This is a genomic window from Pontixanthobacter aestiaquae (assembly GCF_009827455.1).
In the GTDB taxonomy this organism is placed as follows: domain Bacteria; phylum Pseudomonadota; class Alphaproteobacteria; order Sphingomonadales; family Sphingomonadaceae; genus Pontixanthobacter; species Pontixanthobacter aestiaquae.
Map to the genome: position 1 here is coordinate 1,266,961 of NZ_WTYZ01000001.1, position 25,024 is coordinate 1,291,984.

The 25,024-nt window shown below is 56.6% G+C and carries 21 protein-coding genes; 14 read left to right on the top strand and 7 right to left on the bottom strand.

Going from position 1 to position 25,024, the window contains the following annotated elements:
* Positions 1–52: 52 nt before the first annotated feature.
* The 9 genes from rpsU (at position 53) to GRI35_RS05980 (ending at position 7,120) form a co-directional block, all read left to right on the top strand.
* Positions 53–256: a 30S ribosomal protein S21 gene (gene rpsU, locus GRI35_RS05940; protein WP_160602859.1), complete on the top strand. Its 204-nt coding sequence runs from the start codon at positions 53–55 to the stop codon at positions 254–256.
* 123 nt (positions 257–379) lie between these two features.
* Entirely contained in the window at positions 380–970 is a 591-nt protein-coding gene (locus GRI35_RS05945) for an FKBP-type peptidyl-prolyl cis-trans isomerase (protein WP_160613310.1), read from the top strand.
* Between the two features lie 279 nt (positions 971–1,249).
* Entirely contained in the window at positions 1,250–1,552 is a 303-nt protein-coding gene (gatC, locus tag GRI35_RS05950) for an Asp-tRNA(Asn)/Glu-tRNA(Gln) amidotransferase subunit GatC (protein WP_160613311.1), read from the top strand.
* Between the two features lie 126 nt (positions 1,553–1,678).
* On the top strand, positions 1,679–3,163 hold the full coding sequence (gene gatA, locus GRI35_RS05955) for an Asp-tRNA(Asn)/Glu-tRNA(Gln) amidotransferase subunit GatA (protein ID WP_160613312.1): 1,485 nt from the start codon (positions 1,679–1,681) through the stop codon (positions 3,161–3,163).
* Positions 3,164–3,167: 4 nt separating this feature from the next.
* Complete coding sequence (locus GRI35_RS05960; protein ID WP_160613313.1) at positions 3,168–3,551, top strand: hypothetical protein; 384 nt, start codon at positions 3,168–3,170, stop codon at positions 3,549–3,551.
* 20 nt (positions 3,552–3,571) lie between these two features.
* Positions 3,572–5,071, top strand: a complete 1,500-nt coding sequence (gatB, locus tag GRI35_RS05965) for an Asp-tRNA(Asn)/Glu-tRNA(Gln) amidotransferase subunit GatB (RefSeq protein WP_160613314.1) — start codon at positions 3,572–3,574, stop codon at positions 5,069–5,071.
* 17 nt (positions 5,072–5,088) lie between these two features.
* On the top strand, positions 5,089–5,541 hold the full coding sequence (locus tag GRI35_RS05970; protein ID WP_328598451.1) for a tRNA (cytidine(34)-2'-O)-methyltransferase: 453 nt from the start codon (positions 5,089–5,091) through the stop codon (positions 5,539–5,541).
* Between the two features lie 111 nt (positions 5,542–5,652).
* Complete coding sequence (locus GRI35_RS05975) at positions 5,653–6,393, top strand: OmpA family protein (protein WP_160613315.1); 741 nt, start codon at positions 5,653–5,655, stop codon at positions 6,391–6,393.
* Between the two features lie 112 nt (positions 6,394–6,505).
* Positions 6,506–7,120: a hypothetical protein gene (locus GRI35_RS05980; protein WP_160613316.1), complete on the top strand. Its 615-nt coding sequence runs from the start codon at positions 6,506–6,508 to the stop codon at positions 7,118–7,120.
* Between the two features lie 55 nt (positions 7,121–7,175).
* Here the strand turns inward: GRI35_RS05980 and GRI35_RS05985 are convergent, their stop codons facing one another.
* The 5 genes from GRI35_RS05985 to GRI35_RS06005 form a co-directional block, all read right to left on the bottom strand.
* A complete protein-coding gene (locus GRI35_RS05985; protein ID WP_160613317.1) occupies positions 7,176–8,174 on the bottom strand; it encodes a hypothetical protein in 999 nt (332 codons plus the stop codon).
* Between the two features lie 10 nt (positions 8,175–8,184).
* The gene (locus GRI35_RS05990; protein ID WP_160613318.1) at positions 8,185–8,823 is read right to left on the bottom strand and encodes a hypothetical protein; all 639 of its coding nucleotides are present in this window, start codon (positions 8,821–8,823) and stop codon (positions 8,185–8,187) included.
* 197 nt (positions 8,824–9,020) lie between these two features.
* Positions 9,021–9,326 (bottom strand): hypothetical protein, encoded by a 306-nt coding sequence (locus tag GRI35_RS05995; RefSeq protein ID WP_160613319.1) that lies wholly within the window; start codon positions 9,324–9,326, stop codon positions 9,021–9,023.
* A gap of 32 nt (positions 9,327–9,358) precedes the next feature.
* Positions 9,359–12,295 (bottom strand): M16 family metallopeptidase, encoded by a 2,937-nt coding sequence (locus tag GRI35_RS06000; RefSeq protein ID WP_160613320.1) that lies wholly within the window; start codon positions 12,293–12,295, stop codon positions 9,359–9,361.
* A 47-nt stretch (positions 12,296–12,342) separates the two neighbouring features.
* Positions 12,343–14,574: an acylase gene (locus GRI35_RS06005; protein ID WP_160613321.1), complete on the bottom strand. Its 2,232-nt coding sequence runs from the start codon at positions 14,572–14,574 to the stop codon at positions 12,343–12,345.
* A gap of 179 nt (positions 14,575–14,753) precedes the next feature.
* On the opposite strand from GRI35_RS06005, the gene clpB reads away from it, so the two are divergent.
* On the top strand, positions 14,754–17,339 hold the full coding sequence (clpB, locus tag GRI35_RS06010) for an ATP-dependent chaperone ClpB (protein WP_160613322.1): 2,586 nt from the start codon (positions 14,754–14,756) through the stop codon (positions 17,337–17,339).
* A gap of 51 nt (positions 17,340–17,390) precedes the next feature.
* On the opposite strand, the gene GRI35_RS06015 is transcribed toward clpB, so the two are convergent.
* Together GRI35_RS06015 and GRI35_RS06020 are read right to left on the bottom strand one after the other, a co-directional pair.
* Complete coding sequence (locus GRI35_RS06015) at positions 17,391–17,648, bottom strand: hypothetical protein (protein WP_160613323.1); 258 nt, start codon at positions 17,646–17,648, stop codon at positions 17,391–17,393.
* Between the two features lie 82 nt (positions 17,649–17,730).
* On the bottom strand, positions 17,731–20,730 hold the full coding sequence (locus GRI35_RS06020) for a TonB-dependent receptor domain-containing protein (RefSeq protein WP_160613324.1): 3,000 nt from the start codon (positions 20,728–20,730) through the stop codon (positions 17,731–17,733).
* Between the two features lie 358 nt (positions 20,731–21,088).
* Here GRI35_RS06020 and GRI35_RS06025 point away from each other — a divergent pair, with 358 nt between their 5' ends.
* The 4 genes from GRI35_RS06025 (at position 21,089) to GRI35_RS06040 (ending at position 25,008) form a co-directional block, all read left to right on the top strand.
* The gene (locus tag GRI35_RS06025; RefSeq protein ID WP_160613325.1) at positions 21,089–21,652 is read left to right on the top strand and encodes a hypothetical protein; all 564 of its coding nucleotides are present in this window, start codon (positions 21,089–21,091) and stop codon (positions 21,650–21,652) included.
* Positions 21,653–21,864: 212 nt separating this feature from the next.
* On the top strand, positions 21,865–23,037 hold the full coding sequence (locus tag GRI35_RS06030) for an acetyl-CoA C-acetyltransferase (protein WP_160613326.1): 1,173 nt from the start codon (positions 21,865–21,867) through the stop codon (positions 23,035–23,037).
* Between the two features lie 146 nt (positions 23,038–23,183).
* Positions 23,184–23,969, top strand: a complete 786-nt coding sequence (locus GRI35_RS06035) for an SDR family NAD(P)-dependent oxidoreductase (protein ID WP_160613327.1) — start codon at positions 23,184–23,186, stop codon at positions 23,967–23,969.
* A 166-nt stretch (positions 23,970–24,135) separates the two neighbouring features.
* Complete coding sequence (locus GRI35_RS06040; protein WP_160613328.1) at positions 24,136–25,008, top strand: crotonase/enoyl-CoA hydratase family protein; 873 nt, start codon at positions 24,136–24,138, stop codon at positions 25,006–25,008.
* Positions 25,009–25,024 lie beyond the last annotated feature (16 nt).

Consider the following 25,024-nt stretch of genomic DNA (forward strand, 5'->3'; position numbering starts at 1 on the left):
TCTATCCGCGTTGCTGCGGCCCAAGACCTTTTGCACTGAGGTTTTTGAATTTATGCAAATCATGGTTCGCGATAACAATGTCGACCAAGCCCTACGCGCGCTCAAGAAGAAGCTGCAGCGTGAAGGCGTGTATCGCGAGATGAAATTGCGTCGTCACTACGAAAAGCCAAGCGAAAAGCGCGCCCGTGAAAAGGCTGCAGCGGTTCGCCGTGCGCGTAAGATGGACCGCAAGCGGATGGAGCGTGACGGGGTATAAACCCGCGCTGCTCCAATACTCGCTTGAACACAGTTCAGTGATAAGCCATCAGGGCGCGGAGAAATCTGCGCCCTTTTGTTTATGCCCTCTTATTCGGGGCGCATCCGTAAACAGGATTACACCATGACCGAAGTCACCCGCGTTCCGCTGCAACCCATTGCCAAGGGTTCGCTCACCAAGCTGTGGCTTGGCATTATTGTTGCGATCCTTATCGGCGCAGGCATAGCCTGGGCTGCCGTGCCAAAGAGCGTTTCTGTTGAAACTTTGACCGAAGGCACCGGACCTTCACCGGAACTCGGCCAAGTCGTATTCGTCAACTATGTTGGCAAGCTGCCCGATGGCACGGTGTTTGATGAGTCCGGCGCATCGCAATTGCCGCCGCAACTGTTCCCTGAAGGGCAACCATTGCTGCTGGAAGATGGCGCACTGATCGACGGCTTTATCGAAGGCCTGCAGAAAACCCAGAAGGGCGGAAAGTACGTTCTCGAGATACCGGCTAACAAAGGCTACGGCTCTGCGCCTCCTCCAGGTTCGCCAATTCCGGCCAACAGCGATTTGATCTTCGAAGTCGAGATCGTCGACATGATGGCGCGCGAAGATGCTGAACGCCGGATGATGGCGTTCCAGCAAATGATGCAGCAACAACAAGGCGAAGGCGGACCCGGTGGTCCCGGCGGCCCGGCTGGCCCGCCACCTGCTGCGCCCGGAAACTGATTGGGGCATCCAGCTAAGGGCGCCAGTAAGCGTTGCAGAGCAGCGGAGTGAAGTTCTAGTCCTTATTCCGCCACCTGATTATTTTGCAGACGGAACAGTAAAGCCAATTGAAATTAAATTCGGTGGTGAAGAGCGAAAAGATCGTTCCTAAACAAACCGTTCTGAGCATCAATGAGACACGAAGTCTGCTGGCTCTTGTTTCCAATAGGTTGCATCTGAATAGCATCCCGCGCGCGAATCCCGCTTGAAGCCACCCGCCCGCGCGGCTAAGCGCAGGGCATGTCCGTAAACAAAGAAGACGTGGCCAAGATCGCATCTCTGGCCCGCATCAAAATGAGCGATGACGAGCTCGAGCGCATGGTGCCCGAACTCAACCAGATCCTCGGCTGGGTTGACCAGCTGAGCGAAGTCGATTGCTCCAATGTCGAACCAATGACCGCGGTCATTCCTAACACGCTGCGCCTGCGCGCTGACGAGGTCAATGCCGATCCCAAAACTGGCGGAGACCGCCGTGATGACGTGCTGGCCAATGCGCCTGCTGCAGAGCACGGGTTCTTCGGCGTTCCGAAGGTGATCGAGTGATGTCTTTCACACCACCTACCATTTCCGGTCACCCTGAGCTTGTCGAAGGGTCGCTTTTTACTTCTATCGACGCGCTCAAAGAAAGTGCGGCCCTTCGACAAGCTCAGGGCGAACGGGGTTTGTATAATGACTGATCTGACCAATCTCGGTGTCGCAGCCATCCGTGATGGCGTGAAAAACGGGGACTTCACCGCGCGCGAAGTGGCGGAGGCGTTTAACGCCAATGTTGCTGCGGCAAGTGCGCTCAATGCGTTCATCGTGACCACGCCGGAAAAGGCTCTCGAAGCCGCCGACGCAGTCGATGCCGACCGCGCGGCTGGCAAAGATCTGGGCAGCATGGCCGGTGTTCCCATCGGAATGAAGGATTTGTTCGCTACCAAAGGCGTGCAAACCACTGCGGCGAGCCATATTCTCCAAGGCTTCACGCCCCAATACGAAAGCACCGTGTCGAGCAACCTGTGGGCTGCTGGCGCAGGGATGCTGGGTAAGCTGAACCTTGACCAGTTCGCGATGGGTTCTTCCAACGAGACGTCTTATTTCGGCAATGTCACATCACCGTGGCGCCGCCCCGATGGGTCGAACACGCCGATGAGCCCGGGCGGTTCCTCGGGTGGTAGCTCGACAGCGGTTTCGGCGCGTCTCGCCCCGGCGGCGACGGGTACCGATACTGGCGGTTCGATCCGTCAGCCTGCGGCCTTTACTGGCATCACCGGCGTTAAGCCGACTTATGGCCGGTGTAGCCGTTGGGGCGTGGTGGCGTTTGCGTCTTCGCTCGATCAGGCGGGGCCGATGGCGCATGATGTGCGTGACTGCGCGATTATGCTCGGCGCGATGGCGGGGTTCGATCCGAAGGATTCAACCAGCCTCGATCTGCCCGTTCCCGATTGGGAAGCGGCGCTGAATTCGGACCTCAAGGGCAAGAAAGTCGGCATTCCCAAGGAATACCGGATGGACGGCACCGATCCGGAAATCCTGCAAAGCTGGGACAACGGCATTGCATGGCTGAAAGATGCGGGCGCAGAGATCGTCGATATCAGCCTGCCGCACACCAAATATGCACTGCCTGCTTACTACATCATTGCTCCCGCAGAAGCGTCCTCCAATCTCGCCCGCTATGACGGGGTGCGTTATGGTCTGCGCGATCTGCCCGACGGTGCAGGGCTGCAGGAAATGTATGCCGAAACTCGCGCCGCCGGTTTTGGTGACGAGGTCAAGCGCCGCGTGCTGATCGGCACCTATGTGCTCAGCGCGGGCTTCTATGATGCCTATTACAATCAGGCGCAGAAAATCCGCACGCTGGTGGCGCAGGACTTCGAAAAGGCGTGGGAGCATTGCGACGTAATCCTCGCCCCGACCACGCCATCGGCCAGCTTTGGCTTGGGTGAGAAGTCGGACGATCCACTGGGCATGTATCTCAACGATGTGTTCGCAGTGCCCGCTAGCCTTGCCGGATTGCCTGCGATGTCGGTCCCATGCGGCGTGAACAGCGAAGGCTTGCCACTTGGCCTCCAGATCGTCGGCAAAGCCTTTGACGAGCAAGGCGTGATGAACGCTGGCCTCGCGATTGAAGAGCGCGCCGGGTTCACCGCGAAGCCGGAGAAGTGGTGGTAATTTGATGAGTGCTACCAACCCTAAGAGATCGACATTTAATGGGATTCTCGAAGGTCTCGGTGGCGGACTCACCGCTGTCGCCACGCTGGGAGTTTGGAACGCCGCTTTTGATTGGTCGTCCGGTATCCTCGCAGGTTTGGTGATACTGTTCGTTAGCGCATTGTTTTTTTACGGCAGGCGAAAATGGTATGTCCGCCGCTGGCTTATCGGTGCGGTTTTGTTTGGCGCAGCAATCGCACTTTTGGCAGTGTTTCCGTTTCACCGCTTGGTTGACGTTGGATCCATGAAGTTCGCGTTTTGGTTTGTTGGTGCGCTACTTGCTCTAAATGCGATATACGGAACATTAGTTGGGCTGAGGTTGGTTCATCGCAAAGCAGGCGATTTGTAAAGTGATCGAGAGAACGAATAATGAGTAATTACCGCATCCAAGGCGCAACGGGCGAGTGGGAGGTCGTGATCGGCCTTGAGGTCCATGCGCAGGTCACGTCGCAGTCCAAGCTGTTCAGCGGCGCGGACACGACTTTCGGCGCAGAGCCCAATACGCAGGTCAGCCTCGTCGATGCGGCGATGCCTGGCATGCTGCCCGTGCCCAATGCCGAATGCATCCGTCAGGCGGTGCGCACCGGCATGGCGATCGAGGCGCAGATCAACAAATATTCGCGCTTCGACCGGAAGAACTACTTCTACGCTGATCTGCCGCAGGGCTATCAGATTTCGCAGCTTTACCACCCCATCGTGGGCGAGGGGCAACTGCTGATTGAGAAGGACGAGAAGGCCGGCATTCCCGAAGACAAGATCATCGGGATCGAGCGCATTCACGTCGAGCAGGATGCGGGCAAGCTGATGCATGACCAGCACCCGACCATGTCCTATGTCGACCTGAATCGTTGCGGCGTCGCGCTGATGGAGATTGTCTCCAAGCCCGATATGACCTCGCCCGCCGAGGCTGGTGCCTATGTGCGCAAGCTGCGTTCTATCCTGCGCTATGTCGGATCGTGCGATGGCAATATGGAGCAAGGCTCGATGCGCGCGGACGTCAACGTATCGGTCCGCAAAGTCGGCGATACCGAGCTGGGTACGCGCACAGAGACGAAGAACGTCAACTCGGTCCGCTTTGTGATGGCAGTGATCGAAAGCGAAGTGCGCCGTCAGGTCGATCTGATCGAAGATGGCGGTACCGTGGTGCAGGAGACGCGCCTCTACGATCCGGACAAGAACGAAACGCGGTCTATGCGCTCCAAAGAAGACGCGCATGATTACCGGTATTTCCCCGATCCCGATTTGCTGCCGGTGAACCTTGAGGATGACTTCCTCGAGGAATGCCGCGCCAGCCTGCCCGAACTGCCCGATGCCAAACGCACGCGCTATGTCGAGGAGTTGGGGCTGAGCGAATATAATGCGGCGGTTCTAACGGTCGAAGTTGAAACCTTCGCGCGGTTTGAAACGCTGCTGGCGATCACCGCAAAACATCTCGGGAAACCCGAAAGCGAAATCGCAACCACTGTGGCCAACTGGTCCATGTCGACCGCGCCGGGCGTGGTAAAGTCGCTCGGCGATGAAGCCAATCTCGAATACGCCACTGCCGAAGCGCAGGCGGCGATTCTGGGGATGCAGGGCGCGGGCGATATCTCCGGTAGTCAGGCCAAGGAAATCTACGAGATTGTCCTCAAAACCGGCCGCGACCCCGAAGAAATCGCCGACACTGAAGGTCTCAAGCAAGTCAGCGACACTGGCGCTATCGAAGCGGCGATCGACGATATCCTCGCCAACAACGAGGATAAGGTCGAGCAGTACAAAGGCGGCAAGGACAAGCTGTTCGGCTTCTTCGTCGGCCAGACGATGAAAGCGATGAAGGGACAGGCCAATCCGCAGGTCGTGAACCAGATTCTGAAGGGCAAATTGGGCTGACGTCCCCAAGCATCAGCATTGTCCTCGTCCATCCGGAAATACCCGGCAATACAGGTGCGGCGGGCCGCACCTGCGTGGCGCTGGATATGGAACTGGTGCTGATCCATCCGCTCGGCTTCGAGATCTCGGACAGCAGGGTAAAACGCTCTGGTCTCGATTACTGGCAGCATATCAGGCTGGCCGAGTTCGCCAGTTGGGAGGCCTTTCTGAAGGCGCGTGCACCGCGCGGCGATCAGCTTTACCTTTTCGAAGAATACGCGGATCGCAGCTTTTACGAACCTGACTATCCCGCCGACGCTTTTCTGGTTTTCGGGTGCGAGACGAAAGGCCTTCCGCCGGAAATCGTGGAAGCGCACCGCGCGCAGCTTGTCGGTCTGCCGATGCGATCGGACAAGGTGCGCTCGCTCAATTTGGCAAACACGGTGACTGCAGCGGCGTACCAAGCGGTACGTAGGCATATTTCGCTATAGCGCGACCGCCCGAAAGAGGCAGAACGGCGTCATTACGGAAAGGTTTTCCGCCGCAGACTCGACTTTGCCAAGCATCCCCTTACTCTCCTGCGCTTGAGAGGAGAGTCTCTGATGTCTGATTGGATCAAAATACTCATGGGCGGAGCAGCGACTTCGGTGCTCGCATTTGCAACGCATGCGCTGACGGGCGAATCCTACGCGGCTGGTTTGGACGACAAAGCCACTGCGGCGTTGGCCGCATCGGGTGCCGCAGGCGCTAGCGTCCACATCGCCCGTGAACCATCGATCAGACGGCTGGCGATATTATCAGGCGATCTGGATGATGCCGCGCGCTCGGAAGCAAAGGAAACCGTTAGCGGTGTAAGCGGGATCGCTGAAGCGCGCTGGGATGATGAAATCGGCTCGCTCGCTAAACCTGGAATTGATGGTCTTGCAGAAGCGGGTCCATCCAAATGTCAGGCAGAGGTCACGAAAGCGGCGGAAGCTGACCCGATCACGTTTCGTAGCGGCAGTCCGTATCTATCACCGGCGTCACTGCGCACGATTGACGCAGTCGCTGCAGCGTTGAAAGAGTGCGGCAGCGCCGAAGTCACCGTCGAGGCCCACACCGATGCCACGGGAAGCGCCGCCATCAATAACAGCATGAGCCAGGCGCGCGCCGACGGTATTGCCGCCGCTCTGGTCGAGCGGGGCATTGCGGCGGATCAGCTATCCGCCAAAGGCTTCGGTTCGGAGAAACCGAAAGTTGAAGGGACTGGTACCGCTGCCAACCAAGCCAATCGCCGGATCGAGTTTACTGTGAGTGGCGATGCTTCCGATGCCGCAGACGCCAAACCGGAAGAGGGGGAATAAGCCAATGCCATTGCTTATGGAAACATGGATATTGCTCATCATCTGTTTCCTGATCGGGCTCGGTGTGGGCTGGTTGATCTGGAAGCGCAGTTAAGCGCGCGGGAGAATAGACATGCTATCGATTATCGCCGCCAATCCGCTTCCCTTCATACTCGCCGTTCTGATCGGCCTGGCCACCGCGTGGTGGGCGTGGGCAGGTTCTGATGCGGAAGAGACTCACGATGATGAAGTCTACGACGAGGACGAAGTTGTCGAGGATGCTGCTGTAGAGCCTGAACCAGAGCCCCAGCCAGAACCGGCTCCTGAGCCTGAGCCGGAACCCAAGCCTGTTGCGGAAGAGGTGGCCGAGGAAGTTTCTGTCGCACCTGTCGCCGTGGCCGCTACCGCAGCAGCCGGCGTTGCCGCCGCTGCCAAAGCTGCCGACAAGCCACCGGTTCCGCTCACCGTTGCTGAAATCGAAGATGGGCCAAATATCGCCGCTGCGATTGGCGATCCGGACGATCTGAAACGGATCAAAGGCATTGGCCTGAAACTGGAAGATTTGTGCAATTCGCTGGGCGTATCGCGCTTCGATCAGATCGCGGTATGGCGCGCCAAAGATATCGGCGAAGTTGACGCCCATCTTGGCAATTTCAAAGGCCGGATTATCCGTGATGCGTGGGTCGCGCAGGCAAAGCTGCTGGCTGCAGGCAAGGTCACTGAGCACAAGCAACAGTTTGGTGACTAGAACAGCTAAGATCGAGACCGACTAAGGCCAGCCTTGGCGCGCGTCAGTCTCTTGGCTAATTGCGGATGGTTTGCACCGCCACGAACGCTCTGAGGCGTTGATCACCGTCACGTGCGTGAAAAACTGGTCCCTTGTCGTCACGGAGCAATTGCGGACCATAGAAACCTGCTGCTGTAGCAGTCTGACGGTTCTTCTTGCTGGTTGCAGCTCTATATCCTTTGGCATCAAGTGCGAGAACAGCAGGAAGCACTTCACCAACGCGAGAGAACGCCATTTCCAAAGCTGTGCGGGCAATCGCTCCATCGTTGCCAGCCCAAATTGCAACGTTGTCCTCTTCGACAAATGAAGGGCGGCGCAATTTCACAATGCTGATGAGTTGCTGCTTGAACAGACGGTCCGGCAAATTCGGTTTTCTTGTCGCAATATCGGCGATCACTTGCATGTTGGTGAAGTCTGCCGACAATTGATAGCGCCAAGTGATGACTGCCAGTTCCGATGCACTGGAATGCGCCGCTGCGAAGTCTCGCTCCAGTCGGCGGCGCTCTTTTTCCCATGTCAATGCGCCTACCGTATCATTGGCTTCAGTAGCGAACGCGCCGACTGCGAATGTCATGCTGACAGTGCTATCCGAGCCGCCATTTTTCTCGGTTCGTGTTGTGGAAATTGAGGTGCCTGTCAGAACATTTGGCGGGCCTGCTGCGAACCAATCGGCTTGGGCAAGCGCATTCTCCGTCGCCGATCTAGCCAGTTTGGCGGCATCAAATCCCTCGAGCACTTCTGCCAAAGGTCGAATGAACCTATCCGCTTTCATGGCCGCATTTTGCGCCAGTTTTTCGGGAGTACGATCGACTAGCGCGCCAATTAAGCCGCCTTCGTTCGGAACAATCCGCCCCAGTTCTATGCTGCTTGCGATCCGATCCTGCGGAATAATAGAGGCAATCTGACGAGCCGGTTCAACTGTGCGCGCATCTTGCGCGATATAGCGCTCAGCCTGTGCGAACGCAGGTTGAGCGCCAATCAGAAAAACTGCAGCTAACGCGGTACGCGCTACCACGATGGACATCCTATTTACGGAAGCGTTTGGAATATTCGTCGAAGTTCGCCAGAAATGCCTGCCTCAGATCGGCATCAGCTGCTGGGCGATCTTCAACAGTCTTGGGCGGGAATTCGGAAATTCCGTTTCCGCCGCGGCCTTTGACCATCTTTGTCTTTTCCTTACCGCCGCGAAAATCCTTGAAGATAAAGCGGTTGTTGAGCGAGCGACCATAAATCATTTTCTTCTGATAGAGGTTTTGTGTCACAATCAACTCGGCATAGCAGGCTTCGGTGCTGTCGCTGAGGCGCGTTTTGACTTTGGTAGTGATGTCCCGATCAGCAATCGGTGTTTGATAGATCACTTCGGTCCCTTCGGGCATCCCAACAGATGCGGCGACATCAATTGTTTTGAATGCGTCGACTTGGAAGCGCGGGCTCAGCGCTTCACGCATATATTCTGCATTGGATATGTTCTTGTCCGAGTTGATTGCCGAGTTGATAAGACCCGGGCCGAACAGACCGATATTCTGGGCCTGTCCTTCAATCGTAGGATAGACATGCAATTCACATACTGGTTCAGCGGCATCTTCAGCAGCATCCTGTGCAGCCACCGGATATGACAGCGTCATGAAAGCTGCACCGCTCAAAAACAGACCCAAAGTTCTCATAAGAAATCTTCCCCAAATAAACGATCCGTTCAACATCGGTTGAACCCTTCGCAATATCTTGAGCAGTTTGATTGAGAAATCAACGGCTAAATCTTGTCAAAAGGGATGTGGCCGGATGCATGGCTACTTTTCAAACTGCGCAACAAAAAAGGCCGCCAGATCGCTCCGGCGGCCTTTTCCTTGAATGTAAAGCGCGATTAGCCCTGACGTTCGCCAGTCATGGCCATCTTGCCGAATGCGCCGGCATTGACTTCGCCGGTCAGCTGATCTCCGTCGACGGTGGCTTCGCCTTCGAGCTTCATAGGCATCGGAACGGTCATGTTCATGGTCCAAGTCAGCTTGTTACCGTCGATCTTGCCGTCTTCGACTTCCATGCTGCCCATGGCGCCTTGGTTGGTACCGGTGAACTCTGTGCCTTCGTCGTTTGGAACAACGGTAAAGGTGCTCTTCTGGTCGCCCATCGGGCTTTTGGTTACGCAATCATAAGTGCCTGCTACGGACATAGTCTACTCTCCTTTGTTACTGTCTCAACGGCTCACTCGCCGGATGTTTCCCGCACTTCCACAGGAATGCCAAGGCCGTCAAGTTGCGGCCTCACGACATCGGCATCACCGACCACGACCAGAGTAAGGTTGCTCAGGCTGAATGTCTGCCTTGCCGCAGCGTCAAGCTGGTCGGTGGTCAGCGCAGAATATTTTTCGGCCAGCGTTTCGTAATAATCGTCTGGTCGGCCATAAGTGATGATATTGGTAATCCCGCCCAGCACATCACGACTGGTTTCGAACTGGCCGGGCAGTTCGCGGACATTGCCGTTGATGAGGCGGGTCAGTTCTTCATCGGTGACACCGTCGGTTGTCGTATAGGCGGCTAGATCACGGAATAATTCGGTGATGGAATCGCCAGTCCGGTCGGCCTGAACCGGCGCATAGATCAGGAAGTTACCGCGATCGAGCGGCGTGCGCACCAGACTGCGAACCCCATAGGACCAGCCCTTTGTCTCGCGCAGATTCATATTGATCCGGCTGAGGAAGCTGCCGCCAAACACTTCATTCGCGGCGCGCAGCACGGTCAGATCATCGGTGCCTTTCTGGTCCAGAACATGGCCGCCCATAATGATCGATTGCGGCGAGTTGGGCCGGTCAATCAGCACGATTTTGCGGCTGGTGTCGGGAACCGGCGCGTCATAGCTCTTCACCGGAGCAGGGGTATTGGGTGCCTGCCAATCGCCAAAGCTTGCTTCGAGCAGCTTCACGGCTTCATCGAGCGAAGTGTCACCGACAACCAAAACCCGCGCCATATCCGGGCGCAACCAAACGCGGTGGAAGTCGGAGATTTCTTCCTTGGTAATGGTAGAGACAACTTCTGCCTCACCAGTGCCGCTTGGCGGGATACCGTATGGATGCTGGTCGCCATAGATGATCGGCATGAGCGCGCGCTGGGCAATTTGTGCTGGATTATTAAGTTCGCTCGTGATGCGTGTCAGTTGCTGCGCGCGGACACGCTCGAGCTCGTTCTCGTCGAAGGCAGGATTGCGGATGTAATCGGCCAGCAGGTTAAGCGACCCAAGCAGGTTGGGGGTAATCGCATCAAGGCCGAAGGATGTGGTGTCCGCATCGGCTGTACCGAAGATCGACGCTCCGTACTTTTCGCGCTCGATCGCCAAGGCAGTGGAATCAAGCGTGGTCGTGCCCTCATCCATCAATTGCAGCATCAGCGATTGCAGGCCGAGCCGATCGCGCGGATCGGCAGCGTATCCGGCATTGAACTGAACGCGCACACTGACCACGGGCACCGCATCGCGCTTGGCGAAATAGACTTCCATCCCGTTCGACAGAGTGGCGCGTTCGATATCAGGAAAATCGAGCGGTTTAAGTTCGCCGACGTCGGGCAATTTTGAACGATCCGCTTCGACGTGCGCGCCAGTCGCGCCTTGCATGCCGAGGCCAAGCGGATTGGCGTAATATTCCGGCTCCAGCGAACCGGCATAGCTTTCGGGCGCAATCACAAACCCGCCGCGATTCTCGCCGCCTTCAGTGCGATCACCTGGCTCAACGATGAGTTCGAATACAGGGCGCGACAGCCATTTCTCGGTGACGGAGCGGACTTCCTCCGGTGTCAGCGCGGCTGCGCTATTGAGAGTGGTTTTGTAAGCCGCCGGATCACCCTGATAGAGAAATCCTTCGGCAAGTGTCGGCGCTTTGCCGCTGAACCCGCCAACTTGCTCGAGCCCGCGAATCTGGCTGGCGGCGTAAACAGTGGTCGCGCGCTGGATTTCTTCGGCAGTCGGCCCTTCTTCAAGGAACTTCGCGATCTCTGCGTCCAGCGCGGCGGCGACAGTGTCTTTATCGACGCCCGGTTTCGCATCGGCATAGACAACGAATTGTCCGGCCTGCGCGAAAATCTGGGCATTGGCGACTACACGGACGGCCAATTGTTGCTCGCGCACCAGCGCATTGTCGAGCCGCGAAGACGCCAGGCCGCCAAGCACACTTGCGCCCATCGAAAGCGGCAGGAAGTCCGGATTGTCGAGACCGGGGATGGCCCACATCCGGTAGATCCGCGTGGTCGCCACTTTGTCGTAGATGGTCTTGGACTTTGCTTCGTCCAGCGTCGGGACAGGTGCATCGACCGAGGGTGTTTCGGGTCCGCGCGGAATTGCGCCGAACCAAGTGTTCATTTTGGCTTGTGCGGTTGCTGTGTCGATATCACCCGCCAGAACGATCACCGCGTTGTTGGGCCCGTAATTATCGCGGAACCACTGCTTCACATCCTCCAGAGTCGCGGAGGATAGGTCGTCCATCGAACCGATGGTGGAGTGATGATACGGATGACCAGACGGGTAGAGATTTTCGAGCTGCTCATATTCGGTCAGGCCGTAAGGCTGGTTGTCGCCCTGACGCTTCTCGTTCTGGACCACGCCGATCTGGTTATCGAGCTTCTCCTGCGTCACAGCGCCCAGCAGATACCCCATCCGGTCACTCTCCAGCATCAACGTCCGGTCGAGCGCGCCCGTGGGGACTGTCTGGAAATAATTTGTCCGGTCAAACCATGTGGTGCCGTTGAAATCCGTCGCACCGACTTGCTGCAGTGGCTCGAAGAAATCGCCTGGCGCGTTCTCGCTGCCGTTAAACATCAGATGCTCGAACAGATGGGCAAAGCCGGTCTTACCTTTCGGCTCATGCTTGGAGCCGACATTGTACCACACCGATACGGCAACGACCGGGGCCTTGCGGTCTTCGTGGACGAGCACGGTCAGGCCGTTATCAAGCTCGAACTGGTCGTAAGGGATCGAAACCGCATCGATCAGGTCGGCCACAGGTGCCGGGGTTGCCGGATCGTCTGCCATTGCGGCCGTCGCATCGTCCATCGCCTCCGCAGCGAACGGCGCGTCTTGAGCCATGGCAGGTGCCGCAGCGAGCGACAGTACAAGCAGGCTTGCCGACGCAAAACGAGTAATCGGTGTAAGGCGCATGATGATTCCCTATGTCGTATTCGATATCTGCGATTGGCCGGTGTTGCTTAGCGGTTGCTGACAGTTTTCCGGACAGTTGCAGCTTTCAGCGCATCAACGCGCCAGAAGTGGACCGGTTTCAACTCATGCTTGACGAACAGCGCAGCCTGATCGGCGAAATGCGGGCTATCAGGCCGCGTCGTTGCTGCACCGTAGGGCTGGATCGATTCCGAGCGGACTCTTTTGCCGGGTTCCCATTCAACGAACATCAGAAAGCTGTCTCCGTGACGCACCGAAAGCCTGCCATCGTCATCGACGTTCCAAAGCGTGGATGCCCGTAGCGTATCGCTGCCTCCATCCAGCGGCAGATCGACATCGCCCTGACGCAGTCGCAGCAATTCGGACATGGGCGGATCCAGCCTGTCGAAATGCGTCAATAGATGCTCGGCAGCATTTGTGAGCTCCTCTTTCGCATCGGGTAGCGGCTTGTTCTGGTATTCCGCGCTCATCCACGGGCGGATCATCAGCAGCGCAATCGCATCAGCCGAGCCAATACTGTCGGAGGTCATATCCCAACCTGCCAGCAACGCTTGCGCCTTTGCCAGCTCGGGATCGTCTGACAGATCGAGCGCTGCTACGCCGTCCATCATCACATCGACATAGTCCTCGCGGACATAGCCGGTATCGTATTTGATATCTTCGAGTGTGCCGCGATCAATTATGTCATGTTGCGCCATCAATATTTCGGTCCGGCGTGATCGGTTCGTCTCTTTCAGTTCCACGCCCATTTCTGGCGCGACGCTGTCCGGATCGATATCGTCATCGGGACCAGCAGCGGAGTAGGGTGTGTTGTTGGAATTATAGACCCACCCGCTCGACGGGTTGTAGATTTTGGGGATCGCGTCGAAATCGACGGTTCCTTCCCAAATGAGCGAACTGTCATTGCCCGGCAGAATATTCCGCCAATCCGGTCCGACAGGACGATCCGGGATCGCGGCGTTGTAGACATAAGCAATGTTGCCTTCCTTATCGCCGTAGATGAAGTTGGTGGAGGGGATGTCCATGCGTGCCAAAATAGCCTTCCACTCCTCGAAATTTTCCGCCTTGTTGAGCCGGTAATAGGCGTCGAGCATGTCCACACTATCCATCCCGCCATAGCGGATCGCAAAGGCACCCTTGTCATTCTTGATGACCGGACCATGCTCGCTGCGATAGACGGTCTGCGGAACGGGCAACACCAGCGGCCCCATCTTGACCGGCAGGATGACGCGTTTGGATAGAAGCGGCTTCCACTCGCCATCGAGTTTGTAATTCTCGCCGCTATCGTCGAGCTCCAACTCATAGACGTCGGTCATATCAGGGCGGTTGACAGTGTTGGTCCAGCCAAGATTTTCGTTATGGCCGAGGAAAGGGAAAGGGCTGCCGGGGAAGTTTGCACCGGCGTAGTGCCAGCCTTCATTGCTCTCGACGACAAGCTCGTACCATGCAACGCCGCCGCGCCATGGCTGATGGCTGTTCGAGACTAGGCGCGTAACGCCGTCGCCCGATTTTTGGGGTGCGATCGCCCATGCGTTGGAGCCGGACAGCGCGCCGTCCTCACCGAAGTAAAGCGGGTGCGCGCGGGCGACATCGACAGGCTCGGCATCATCGCTGTCATCCATGATTGGCGGAGCGTCTGCGGATGGCTTTACCCGGTCACCAGCATCAGGGATCGGCGGACCGAATTCAGGGTTGAGATCTTCACCTGCTACCAATGGTCCGATGACATTCCCAAGCCCGAAAAAGAAAGGCTGCCGCAGCGCAAAGCCGGTCGCGACATCCATACCATTGACCGGGAACAGATTGGCCAGCTTGACCTCGCCAGGATTTTCCTCGGCGAACTGGTTGAGGCCAGTTGCATAGGCTTCAAACAAAGCGCGCGTGTCCTCTGGCAGCGACATATAGTGCCGCTCTGCAGTGCCGCGTGCATCAAGCAGATGGTACGCATAGTCGATCTGCGCGCCCTCTTCACCGGCAATCGCGCCATAGCGTCCACGAGTCATCGCCACGACATCCTGCAAGGTGAAGAAATCATCCTCAGCGTGCGCAATAGCCACACCATAAGCGACGTCGGCATCAGTCTCGCCATAGATGTGGGGAACGCCAAATTCGCTGCGGACGATTTCGGCGGAATAAGTCCGGTCGCTATCGGGTGCGGTACCTTTCTGCGCCGCGAAAGGCTCCCAAACCATCAGCCCGATCAGGGCCGTGAGTGTAACCCCAAGCAGCAGCCATCCGCCGCGAACCAACCAACTCTTCATAATTGTTCCTCTCTCGCGCACCGGCGTAGCGGGAAATCGGGGCAGGGTGAACCCTGCGTGTTGCACCCCTTCAAACGCAGAACGCAGGTCCTATATATGAGTAACACACCTGTAGTGTGGCCCTTGCGGGAGTAACGTAGCGGGCCATATTGCAGGCATTGAGAATTAAGGACCAAGCGATGAACCTGGAAAAATTCACCGACCGCGCCAAGGGTTTCCTGCAAAGTGCGCAGACGGTCGCAATCCGCAACAGCCATCAGCGTATTTCGCCTACCCATTTGCTGAAAGCGCTGCTTGAAGATGATGAGGGGATGGCTGCCGGTCTGATCCAGCGCGCGGGCGGCCAGACCGCGACTGCACAGGATATGGTTGATGAAGCGCTCGCGAAAATTCCGGCTGTCTCGGGCGGCGGTGCGCAGCAGACACCCGGTCTCGACAATGATGCAGTGCGGGTACTCGATTCGGCCGAAACTATCGCTGAGAAAGCGGGCGATTCCTACGTGACTGTCGAGCGGCTGTTAGTGGCTCTGGCGCTTGCTTCGACGACCCCCGCAGGCCAGATTCTGAAAGAGGCCAATGTCGATCCCAAGGCGCTCAATGCCGCGATTGTCGAGCTGACAGGTGGCCGCGCTGCCAACACTGCCAGCGCCGAAGACGCTTATGATGCGATGAAAAAATACGCCCGCGATCTGACGCAAGCGGCGCGCGACGGCAAGCTTGACCCGGTGATTGGCCGCGACGAAGAAATTCGCCGCACGGTGCAAATTCTCGCTCGCCGGACCAAGAATAATCCCGCGCTGATCGGCGAGCCCGGCACAGGTAAGACCGCAATTGCCGAGGGCCTCGCGCTGCGCATCGCCAATGGCGATGTGCCCGACAGCCTGAAAGGCCGCACGCTGATGTCGCTCGATATGGGTTCGCTCATAGCGGGCGCGAAATATCGCGGTGAGTTTGAAGAGCGGCTCAAAGCGGTTCTTGACGAAGTGAAGGGTGCCGACGGCCAGATCATCCTGTTCATTGACGAAATGCACACACTGATCGGTGCTGGAGCGAGTGAAGGCAGCATGGATGCGTCGAACCTGCTCAAACCGGCGCTCTCGCGCGGGGAATTGCACTGTATCGGTGCGACTACGCTCGATGAATATCAGAAATATGTCGAGAAAGATCCCGCGCTGCAGCGGCGGTTCCAGTCGGTCTATATCGACGAGCCGTCGGTTGAGGACACGATCTCGATTCTGCGCGGTATCAAGGACAAATACGAGCTGCATCACGGCGTGCGGATCACCGATGGCGCAATCGTGGCGGCGGCGACTTTGTCAAACCGCTATATCCAGAACCGTTTCTTGCCCGATAAGGCGATCGATCTGATGGATGAGGCCGCCTCGCGCATCCGGATGGAAGTGGAAAGCAAGCCGGAGGAAATTGAGGGCCTTGATCGCCGGATAATCCAGCTCAAGATCGAAGAATCCGCGTTGTCCAAGGAAACCGACACGGCGTCCAAGGACCGCCTCAAAGCGCTGCGCGAGGAACTCGCGAACCTGGAACAGCAATCCTCCGAACTGACGACCCGTTGGCAAAACGAGCGCGACAAGATTCACGCCGAAAGCAAGCTGAAGGAACAGCTCGACCAGGCACGTCTCGAACTGGAACAGGCACAACGCGAGGGCGATCTCGCGAAAGCAGGTGAGCTATCCTACGGGAAAATTCCCGAGCTTGAAAAAGCCATCGAAGCCGCGTCCGACCAGAATGAGAACGCGTTGCTGCGCGAAGAAGTGACCGAGGATGACATCGCGGGCGTGGTCAGCCGCTCTACCGGCATTCCGATTGACCGGATGATGGAAGGCGAGCGCGAGAAACTGCTCCAGATGGAGGACATGCTGGGCAAACGTGTGATCGGCCAGCGTCAGCCTATCGAGGCGGTGTCGAAGGCTGTGCGCCGCGCGCGTGCGGGACTGAAAGACCCGGGCCGTCCGCTCGGCTCGTTCCTGTTTCTCGGGCCCACTGGCGTAGGTAAAACCGAACTGACCAAAGCGCTCGCTGAATTCCTGTTCGACGATGACAGCGCGATGGTCCGCATCGATATGAGCGAGTTCATGGAGAAGCACTCGGTCGCCCGTCTGATCGGCGCGCCTCCGGGCTATGTCGGCTATGATGAAGGCGGCGTGCTGACCGAAAGCGTCCGCAGGCGTCCATACCAAGTCATCTTGTTCGACGAGGTCGAGAAAGCACACAGCGACGTGTTCAACGTGCTGCTGCAAGTGCTCGATGATGGCCGTTTGACCGACGGGCAGGGCAGAGTGGTCGATTTCTCGAACACGCTTATCATCCTGACTTCCAACCTCGGCAGCCAGTATCTCGCCAATATGGAAGACGGCCAGAAGGTCTCTGAGGTAGAGCCGCAGGTAATGGATGTGGTACGCGGACATTTCCGCCCCGAATTCCTCAACCGGCTGGATGAAATCATCCTGTTCCACCGCCTCGCGATGGAGCACATGGCACCGATTGTCGAAATTCAGGTCAAGCGGGTGCAGAAACTGCTCAACGATCGCAAGATCGAGCTCGAGCTAACCGATGCCGCTCTGCGCTGGTTGGGCAGGGTCGGATACGATCCCGTTTATGGCGCGCGCCCGCTAAAACGCGCGGTGCAGCGTTATCTTCAGGACCCGCTCGCGGAAATGTTGCTGCAGGGCGATGTGCCAGATGGCAGCACGGTCAAGATCGACGAGGGCGACGGCGAGCTGCAGATGGTTGTAGCAGCTGGCTGAATGCTAAGTCACTCGGAAGTGTAACACCCAAAACTCAAGGCAGTCGGCGGCTTAACAGCGAATACTAGTTCCGCATGTGCTGCTGCGATTTCGATTCTGCTCTTTGGCTTGGAGCTGCTCGCGTTTTAGCTCTGTCCATTCGAAGTTTGTTCTACAAACTCGCTCCGGAATGCGGCTTCTAACCAGCTTTATATATTTGCAGGTGATGGCTTCGGGATCTTTTGGTTTTTCTTCCTTCTTGTCGGCCGCCGCCGGTGCTGAAGTGAGAGCCAGTCCTGTAACTGCCATACCAAGCAAATATTTGATCATAATCAATCTCCAGTGCTATTTGTAACAAAAAAGGGCGGCAGGGAAACCCTGCCGCCCAATTTTGTAGCAAGTCCGGAAGCGCTTAGAAGCGCAGACGGACACCTGCGTAATAACGACGTCCGAAGATGTCGTACACGTCAGCAGCTGTATCTGAACCGGTTACGTTGAAAGTCGTACCACCCAGCAGGTTTGGAGCGTCATTGTCGAGCAGGTTATCTGCGCCGATATAGACTGACATCGTATCCGAGACAGACCAGTTGATCTGCGTATCCAGATAGAATTCCGCGCCTTGCTTAAAGCAACCTGCGTCTAAGCCGAAGTTAGAACAGAACTGATCGTCCTCGGTTGAAGCACCGATGAAGGTACCAGTGAAGCTGACGCGTACCGGACCTTGATCATATGCCAGATTAGCAGTGAAGGTGTGATCGGCAGTACCGATTTCGCCTTCTTGTGGATCTGCTGGAGCAGTGATCGAGTTCTGGAAATCATACTGGAAGATATGATTGTACGCGATGCGAGCACTCAGTGCCGCATCGGTCAGACCTAGACTGTCGAGACTTGTACGATAGCTAGCAGTGACATCGAGACCACGAGTCTTCAGCACAGCACCATTATTCTGGAATGCGTTGATGAACTCGATTGAACCAGCACTGTTTTGCGAGTCACCCACCTGACGGCGAGTAATCAGATTACAGAAATTCTGATTGTCGAAGTTGAAACACTGATCCAGCGTGAAGGCACGGCCAGGTGCAGCGATAACATCGCTGATTTCGATATCGTAGTAGTCACCAGTGATCGTCAGGTTGCGAACACCCAACGAGCGCGGAGTGAACACCGCACCAACGGTGAAGCTGTCAGCTGTTTCTTCAAACAGGTTCGGGTTACCGCCGTTGAAACCGCTGATGCCTTGAATGTCAGGCTGGGTCAGAGTGAACACACCGTTCGCTGCGATGTTTGCTTGAACACCGGCATCACGGCGACACACCTCACCGACAGTTCCGCCACCCGTTGCACCTATCCCGCCACACGGGTCGGTTAGACCCGATGGGAAGGTTTGCGACTGCGCACTGAACAATTCGCCGATGTTCGGAGCCCGGACAGCACGTGAATACGTCCCGCGGATGCGAAGATCATCAATTGGCTGCCAGACGCCTGTCGCGCTGTAGCTTACTACCTGACCAACTGTCGAATAGTCAGCGACACGAACGGAACCACCGATTTCAAGGAGTTCGAAGAACGGAGTATCCGCCAAAATCGGAACTTTAACTTCGAGATAGCCCTCAAGAACATCGAACTGACCCTGAGTATCGCCAATGGCGTTACCGGCGTTAAGACCGGCATTAGTCAGAGCGTCGAGATCTTCAACGCTTGATTCCTTGCGGTACTCAACACCAGCAGCGATCCCAACCGGACCAGCTGGCAGTTCGAACAGGGAACCAGAAATGTTACCCTGCACGACTTGCTGTGTGATATCCGTTTGGAACGAAGTTTCAGCATTCAAATACGCCAGTTGTTGCGCGTCAATAGCACCTACACCGAACACATTGAACGGAACACAGCCTTGTAACCGCGCATTCGCGTCGGAACAAATTGCGTCGGTTGTGCTACCATCGCCGTCAAGATCATTGACGTCCTGGATGGCGTCGAGAGCAAACCGTGCGTTGACGGTGTTGATCTGACCACTGCTACGCTGGTTCTCAGTCGTAGTACCGTAGTTATAGCTTACGTCCCAACGGAAGCGATCATCGAAGACCGTCCCGTCGAGGCCAACCACGAAGCGAAAAGTATCGCGAGCGGTGCTACCTTGGCGTGGACCGAATTCAACGATACGGCGAATGAAGCCGTAATCGCGACGACCGTCACCATCGATGTCTTGCGATGCTGCTACAATGTCCGCTGGAACGATTGGGTTTACGTTACCGTTTGCATCTTCGAGTGGCACACGGCCGCCGCTAACGAAGATGTCGCCCGAAGACAGGAAGAACGGCTCGATCTCACGTGATGAAGTTGTCTTGGCGTAAGTGCCTTCGAAGAACACATTTACGTTGTCGCTGATTTCGTAGCTACCGGCGGTTGCAAACAGATACCGTTCGACCGGAACGGCCAGAGTGCGGAAGAACTGACGGTTGAAGCCGTTAGCGCCTACACCGTCGCCGTTGGGCCCGTTAGTCGAAAAGTTCGGAATCAAATTCCCGGCGGCGTCGAAAGTAAAGTCGTCAGCGGAACTCGACGTACCATTTACGTCGAAGCGACCCTGCGGCGGGCCACTGGAAAAGAACGGAGCGGACTCTGTGCCGAAAAGGGCTAAATCACCAGGGTCAAGACTTCCATCGAAAAGAGCGACACGGAAAGCATCGAAGTCATCAGTGAATGTATTTGCACGCTCACGCGAAAGAAGACCTTCTTCATTCGAGTAGCCGAAATGCATCATGATGTTGCCACGGCCGTCAGCACTGTTGGTACCAACAGTCAGGTTGGCTTGGTAGCGTGGATCATCGCCGCGCTCTGTGACACCGTACTGGCCATTCGCAACGATGCCTTCGAAATCGCGCTTGTAAACAAAGTTCACAACACCTGCGACGGCGTCAGAACCGTACAGTGACGATGCACCACCGGTCAGAACGTCGACTTGCTCGAGGAACTGAGTCGGGATCATGTTAAGGTCGACGACTGCCGAACCCGGAAGGCCGGCAACTACGCGGCGACCGTTGATCAGGACCAGCGTACGGTCGGAGCCGAGATCGCGAAGGTCGACGGTTGCAACACCAGTACCCGATGTCAGGAACGCAGAGTTGGTACGGCTAAGAGCTGGCGTACCGAATGCGGGGTTCTCAAGAAGCAGCTCTTGAACGTTGGTAATACCGCTATCACTGATCGCTTGTGCATCAACAATTTGCAGAGGTGCCGAAGAGGTGGCAGTCGGCGAAGCAATACGCGAACCGGTAACGACAATTACATCGCCTTCCGTTGCTGTATCCGCTTCCTCTTCCGGCTGCGTTTGCGCCAGTACAGGCGAAGCGGCAAGGGCCAAGCCCAATGCTAGCGGTGCCGTACCGAACTTAAAGCTCGTTAGTTTCTTCATGTGGTTTTAGTCCCATCATTTATGCAGCGACCACTCTCGGTCGTTGCTTTCGCCAGGATTCTCACTCGTCCGACCCAATCTCTTGGGCCGCAGGAGCTCGAAGTTATAACGGAATGGTCGACTTTTTGCGGTCGAACGCTCCCTGTCTGCTCCGTGGCTGAAGCCTGACGCGTTGTGAAGTGGGCAGTTGCTATTACGCCAATTTACAAAATATCTGTAACCTGAATGCAACAACATGGAGGCTTGCGGAAATTGCGCCTTTACGGCAACCGGTGTTGGGTAAATTGACCCGAGCTCTGACCAGATTTGCCCTTCCGGTATAAATTTTGGCGAGCTTTACCAAACAAGGGGATCGAAAATGGTGGCACGGTCGGATCTAGTTAAAACCGTTCTTGGATGTATCGGCGCATGGGTGGCGCTTGTTTTTGCTTCGCCGGTGTCCGCCCAAGAACGCGGTTCCGCAGGAGCTGAAGAAGCACCGCCGGTGGTTGAACGTTTGTTCGCCTGCCGTGGCATCGCAGAACCAGTACAGCGATTGGCGTGCTTCGACCGCGAGGTTGCTCTGGTCGAAGAGGCCACGATGTCAGAGGAGCTGGTTATAGCCGATCAGAGTCAAGTGCGCGAAGCACGTGCAGGACTGTTTGGCTTTAAGCTTCCCAAAATCCGGCTATTTGGGGGGTCAGAAGACGGTAAGAACGATGTAGATAGTATCGATGGAATCATAGCTTCGGCAAGAACCACGGGACGTGGAAAGCTGTATGTCGAACTGGAAAGTGGTAGCAGATGGATACAAACCGACAACACTCTCATTCTCGGCGATGTCGAAGCGGGTGATTCAATCACGATCAAAAAAGCGGCTCTTGGTAGTTTCAAGGCAAAGATCGGTGGTAAACGGACATTCAGAATCAAGCGATTGAACTGAACAACAATCGCGACATCAGGGCGTCCCTGTGGCGTATTGTTCTCCGAAACTTGTCACGCGATTACGTCCGTTTCTCAAAGGCCGCGTGTACCTCTCTCTTGCAACGCGTGATTACCATAAACCGGCAGCGAACCTGCTTGACGCTCCTTGCGGCACTGCTAATCCCCTTAGCAACATAGCTAACTAAGTGAACTATCTCAGGAGAGACCCCTATGGCGACAGCCTATATTGTCGATGCAGTCAGAACAGCAGGTGGCAAACGCGGAGGCCGTTTGGCAGGTGTCCATCCGGTGGACCTGGCTGCAAAATCGCTCGATGCGCTGATGGAGCGTACTGGCGTCGATCCCAACGCCATCGACGATGTTGTGATGGGCTGCGTCAGCCAGGCCGGTGAGCAGGCCATGCAGGTTGGCCGCAATGCGGTTCTGGCGTCGAAGCATTTGCCGCAATCCACCCCGGCTGTGACGATCGACCGCCAATGCGGATCTTCGCAGCAGGCGATCCAGTTTGCCGCGCAGGCAGTGATGTCGGGCACGCAGGACGCCGTGATCGCGGCGGGTATCGAAAGCATGTCGCGCGTACCGATGGGATCGAACGCGACATTCCATATGAAAGAAGGGCTGGGCCACTACAAATCGCCCGGTCTCGAAGACAAGTATCCGAACATCATGTTCTCCCAGTTCATGGGCGCGGAGATGATTGTGAAGAAGCACGGATTCTCCAAGGGTGATCTCGACCGGTTTGCGTTTGAAAGCCACCAGCGGGCCATCGCGGCAACCAATGCTGGCGCGTTCGAGAACGAGATTGTCCCGGTGACTGTGGAAACGCCCGAAGGCGAAGAACAGCATACGGTGGACGAAGGCATTCGCTTCGATGCGACGCTGGAAGGGATTGCTTCGGTCAAGCTTATTCAGGAGGGCGGTTCTGTAACAGCCGCCAGCGCAAGCCAGATTTGCGACGGTTCCAGCGGGGTACTGGTTGTGTCCGAAGAGTTTCTGAAAACGCACAACCTCACGCCGATGGCGCGGATTCACAATTTGACGGTAACCGCCGGCGATCCGGTTATCATGCTGGAAGAGCCGTTGTTCGCGACCGACAAAGCGCTGGAACGCGCTGGCATGAAAATCGAAGACATCGATCTGTATGAAGTGAACGAAGCATTCGCACCCGTTCCGCTGGCTTGGCTTAAGCACACCGGTGCCGATCCGGAGAAACTCAACGTCAATGGCGGCGCGATTGCGCTGGGCCATCCGCTGGGCGCATCGGGTACCAAACTGATGGCGACGTTGGTCCATGCGCTGAAAGCGCGCGGCAAGAAATATGGCTTGCAAACGATGTGCGAAGGCGGCGGTGTCGCTAATGTGACGATTGTTGAGGCTCTGTAAGAGAAAAACTAGAACAGGCCTTCCGTTCCGTTCGTGCTGAGCTTGTCGAAGCACCGCACTTTCTTCGGGCGGATGGTCAAAAGTGAAGAACGACCCTTCGACAAGCTCAGGGTGAACGGATTTTTTTTGAATTAGGAGATTGAATAATGGAAGTAGGCGCAAATACACCCGCAGTCGTAACCGGCGGCGCATCGGGTCTCGGTGCAGCAACTGCACGCGCTCTCGCAGCAAAAGGCGCGAAGGTCGCAATTTTCGACCTTCAGGAAGAAAAAGGCCTCGCGGTTGCTGAAGAAATCGGCGGCATTTTTTGCGAAGTGAATGTGACCGATGACGCGTCTGTCGATGCCGGTTTTGCCAAAGCGCGCGAAGCGCATGGTCAGGAACGCATTCTGGTCAACTGCGCTGGCACAGGCAACGCAATCAAGACCGCCAAGCGTGACCGTAACACGGGCGAAATCTCGCACTTCCCGCTCGACGCATTCAATTGGCTGATCCAGATCAATCTGGTCGGAACATTCCGCTGCATCGCCAAATCGGCGGCCGGTATGATGACGCTCGACCCGCTGAGCGAAGACGGTGATCGTGGCGCGATCGTCAATACGGCATCGGTTGCCGGTGAAGACGGCCAAATCGGTCAGGCTGCCTATTCCGCGTCCAAAGGCGGTGTCATCGGCATGACCCTGCCAATTGCGCGCGATCTGATGCAAGAAGGCATCCGCGTAAATACCATTCTGCCTGGCATCTTTGAAACGCCGCTGATGGCCGCTGCGCCGCCGCAAGTGAAAGAAGCGCTGGCGGCGTCGGTTCCATTCCCGAAGCGTCTGGGTCATCCCGAAGAATATGCGCATCTCGCTCTGACTATGATCGAAAACGGATATTTCAACGGCGAAGACGTCCGTCTCGACGGGTCTATCCGGATGGCACCGCGCTAAGGTGCTTTCCTACTCGCGCGTGTTGCGGGTATGTTTGACGTATGATTACGCCGCCTCTTCCCGTTCTCAACGCCCTTAATCGGGGTGAGAATGGGAGAGGCGGTTTTTCTATTTGGACCCTGTTCCATGTGTTCCATCCTGTAGGGTTTCCCGAGGAGAATCAGCCATGACCGACTACACCCAGATCCTGCTTGAGAAAGACGGGCCGATTGCGACTATCACGCTCAATCGTCCGGAGAAAATGAACGCCTATACGCGCCATATGATGGCCGAAATGATCGACGCGTTCGATGATACGGATGCTGACGATGACATCCGGGCGGTCATCGTCACGGGAGCAGGGGATCGGGCGTTTTGCGCGGGAGCTGATCTGACCCCCGATGACGGATCGAAGCCGTTCTCCAGCCAGACCGAAGTGACCGATTTGTCGGATGAAGTCGTGCGCGATGGCGGCGGGAGGTTGACCCTGCGGATGTTCCAATCGACCAAGCCGCTCATCTCCGCCTGTAACGGTGTGGCAGTAGGCGTGGGCGCAACAATGCAGCTGCCGATGGATATCCGCCTGGCATCCGACAATGCCCGCTTCGGCTTCGTATTTGCACGGCGCGGGATCGTGCCAGAGGCATGTTCGAGCTGGTTCCTGCCGCGACTGGTCGGGCAGCAACAAGCTCTCGAATGGTGCATGACCGGGCGGATTTTCGGTGCGGAAGAAGCGCTGAACGGCGGTCTCATCCGCTCAGTCCATCCGCAGGCTGAATTGATGGATGCTGCGCGCGAACTGGCCAATGAAATTGCCGAAAATACCTCTGCAGTATCTGTGGCAATGACACGCGCGATGCTGTGGCGCTTGCCGGTGGAAAATCATCCGATGATGGCTCACCGGATCGATAGTCGTTCGATCTATACACTCTCGCGCGGTAAAGATGCGACGGAAGGCGTGCAGAGCTTCCTGGAGAAGCGCCCGCCCAGCTATCCGGGCAAAGTCTCCGAAGACATGCCGGATTTCTATCCGTGGTGGAACGAGCCTGAGTATAAGTGAGCTTGGATATGAGTGA

Excerpts from the sequence above, each read along its gene's own strand:
- rpsU (WP_160602859.1), top strand. The coding sequence starts at position 53 with ATGCAAATCATGGTTCGCGATAACAATGTCGACCAAGCCCTACGCGCG.
- GRI35_RS05945 (WP_160613310.1), top strand. The coding sequence starts at position 380 with ATGACCGAAGTCACCCGCGTTCCGCTGCAACCCATTGCCAAGGGTTCG.
- gatC (WP_160613311.1), top strand. The coding sequence starts at position 1,250 with ATGTCCGTAAACAAAGAAGACGTGGCCAAGATCGCATCTCTGGCCCGC.
- gatA (WP_160613312.1), top strand. The coding sequence starts at position 1,679 with ATGACTGATCTGACCAATCTCGGTGTCGCAGCCATCCGTGATGGCGTG.
- GRI35_RS05960 (WP_160613313.1), top strand. The coding sequence starts at position 3,168 with ATGAGTGCTACCAACCCTAAGAGATCGACATTTAATGGGATTCTCGAA.
- gatB (WP_160613314.1), top strand. The coding sequence starts at position 3,572 with ATGAGTAATTACCGCATCCAAGGCGCAACGGGCGAGTGGGAGGTCGTG.
- GRI35_RS05975 (WP_160613315.1), top strand. The coding sequence starts at position 5,653 with ATGTCTGATTGGATCAAAATACTCATGGGCGGAGCAGCGACTTCGGTG.
- GRI35_RS05980 (WP_160613316.1), top strand. The coding sequence starts at position 6,506 with ATGCTATCGATTATCGCCGCCAATCCGCTTCCCTTCATACTCGCCGTT.
- GRI35_RS05990 (WP_160613318.1), bottom strand. The coding sequence starts at position 8,823 with ATGAGAACTTTGGGTCTGTTTTTGAGCGGTGCAGCTTTCATGACGCTG.
- GRI35_RS05995 (WP_160613319.1), bottom strand. The coding sequence starts at position 9,326 with ATGTCCGTAGCAGGCACTTATGATTGCGTAACCAAAAGCCCGATGGGC.
- GRI35_RS06000 (WP_160613320.1), bottom strand. The coding sequence starts at position 12,295 with ATGCGCCTTACACCGATTACTCGTTTTGCGTCGGCAAGCCTGCTTGTA.
- GRI35_RS06005 (WP_160613321.1), bottom strand. The coding sequence starts at position 14,574 with ATGAAGAGTTGGTTGGTTCGCGGCGGATGGCTGCTGCTTGGGGTTACA.
- clpB (WP_160613322.1), top strand. The coding sequence starts at position 14,754 with ATGAACCTGGAAAAATTCACCGACCGCGCCAAGGGTTTCCTGCAAAGT.
- GRI35_RS06015 (WP_160613323.1), bottom strand. The coding sequence starts at position 17,648 with ATGATCAAATATTTGCTTGGTATGGCAGTTACAGGACTGGCTCTCACT.
- GRI35_RS06020 (WP_160613324.1), bottom strand. The coding sequence starts at position 20,730 with ATGAAGAAACTAACGAGCTTTAAGTTCGGTACGGCACCGCTAGCATTG.
- GRI35_RS06025 (WP_160613325.1), top strand. The coding sequence starts at position 21,089 with ATGGTGGCACGGTCGGATCTAGTTAAAACCGTTCTTGGATGTATCGGC.
- GRI35_RS06030 (WP_160613326.1), top strand. The coding sequence starts at position 21,865 with ATGGCGACAGCCTATATTGTCGATGCAGTCAGAACAGCAGGTGGCAAA.
- GRI35_RS06035 (WP_160613327.1), top strand. The coding sequence starts at position 23,184 with ATGGAAGTAGGCGCAAATACACCCGCAGTCGTAACCGGCGGCGCATCG.
- GRI35_RS06040 (WP_160613328.1), top strand. The coding sequence starts at position 24,136 with ATGACCGACTACACCCAGATCCTGCTTGAGAAAGACGGGCCGATTGCG.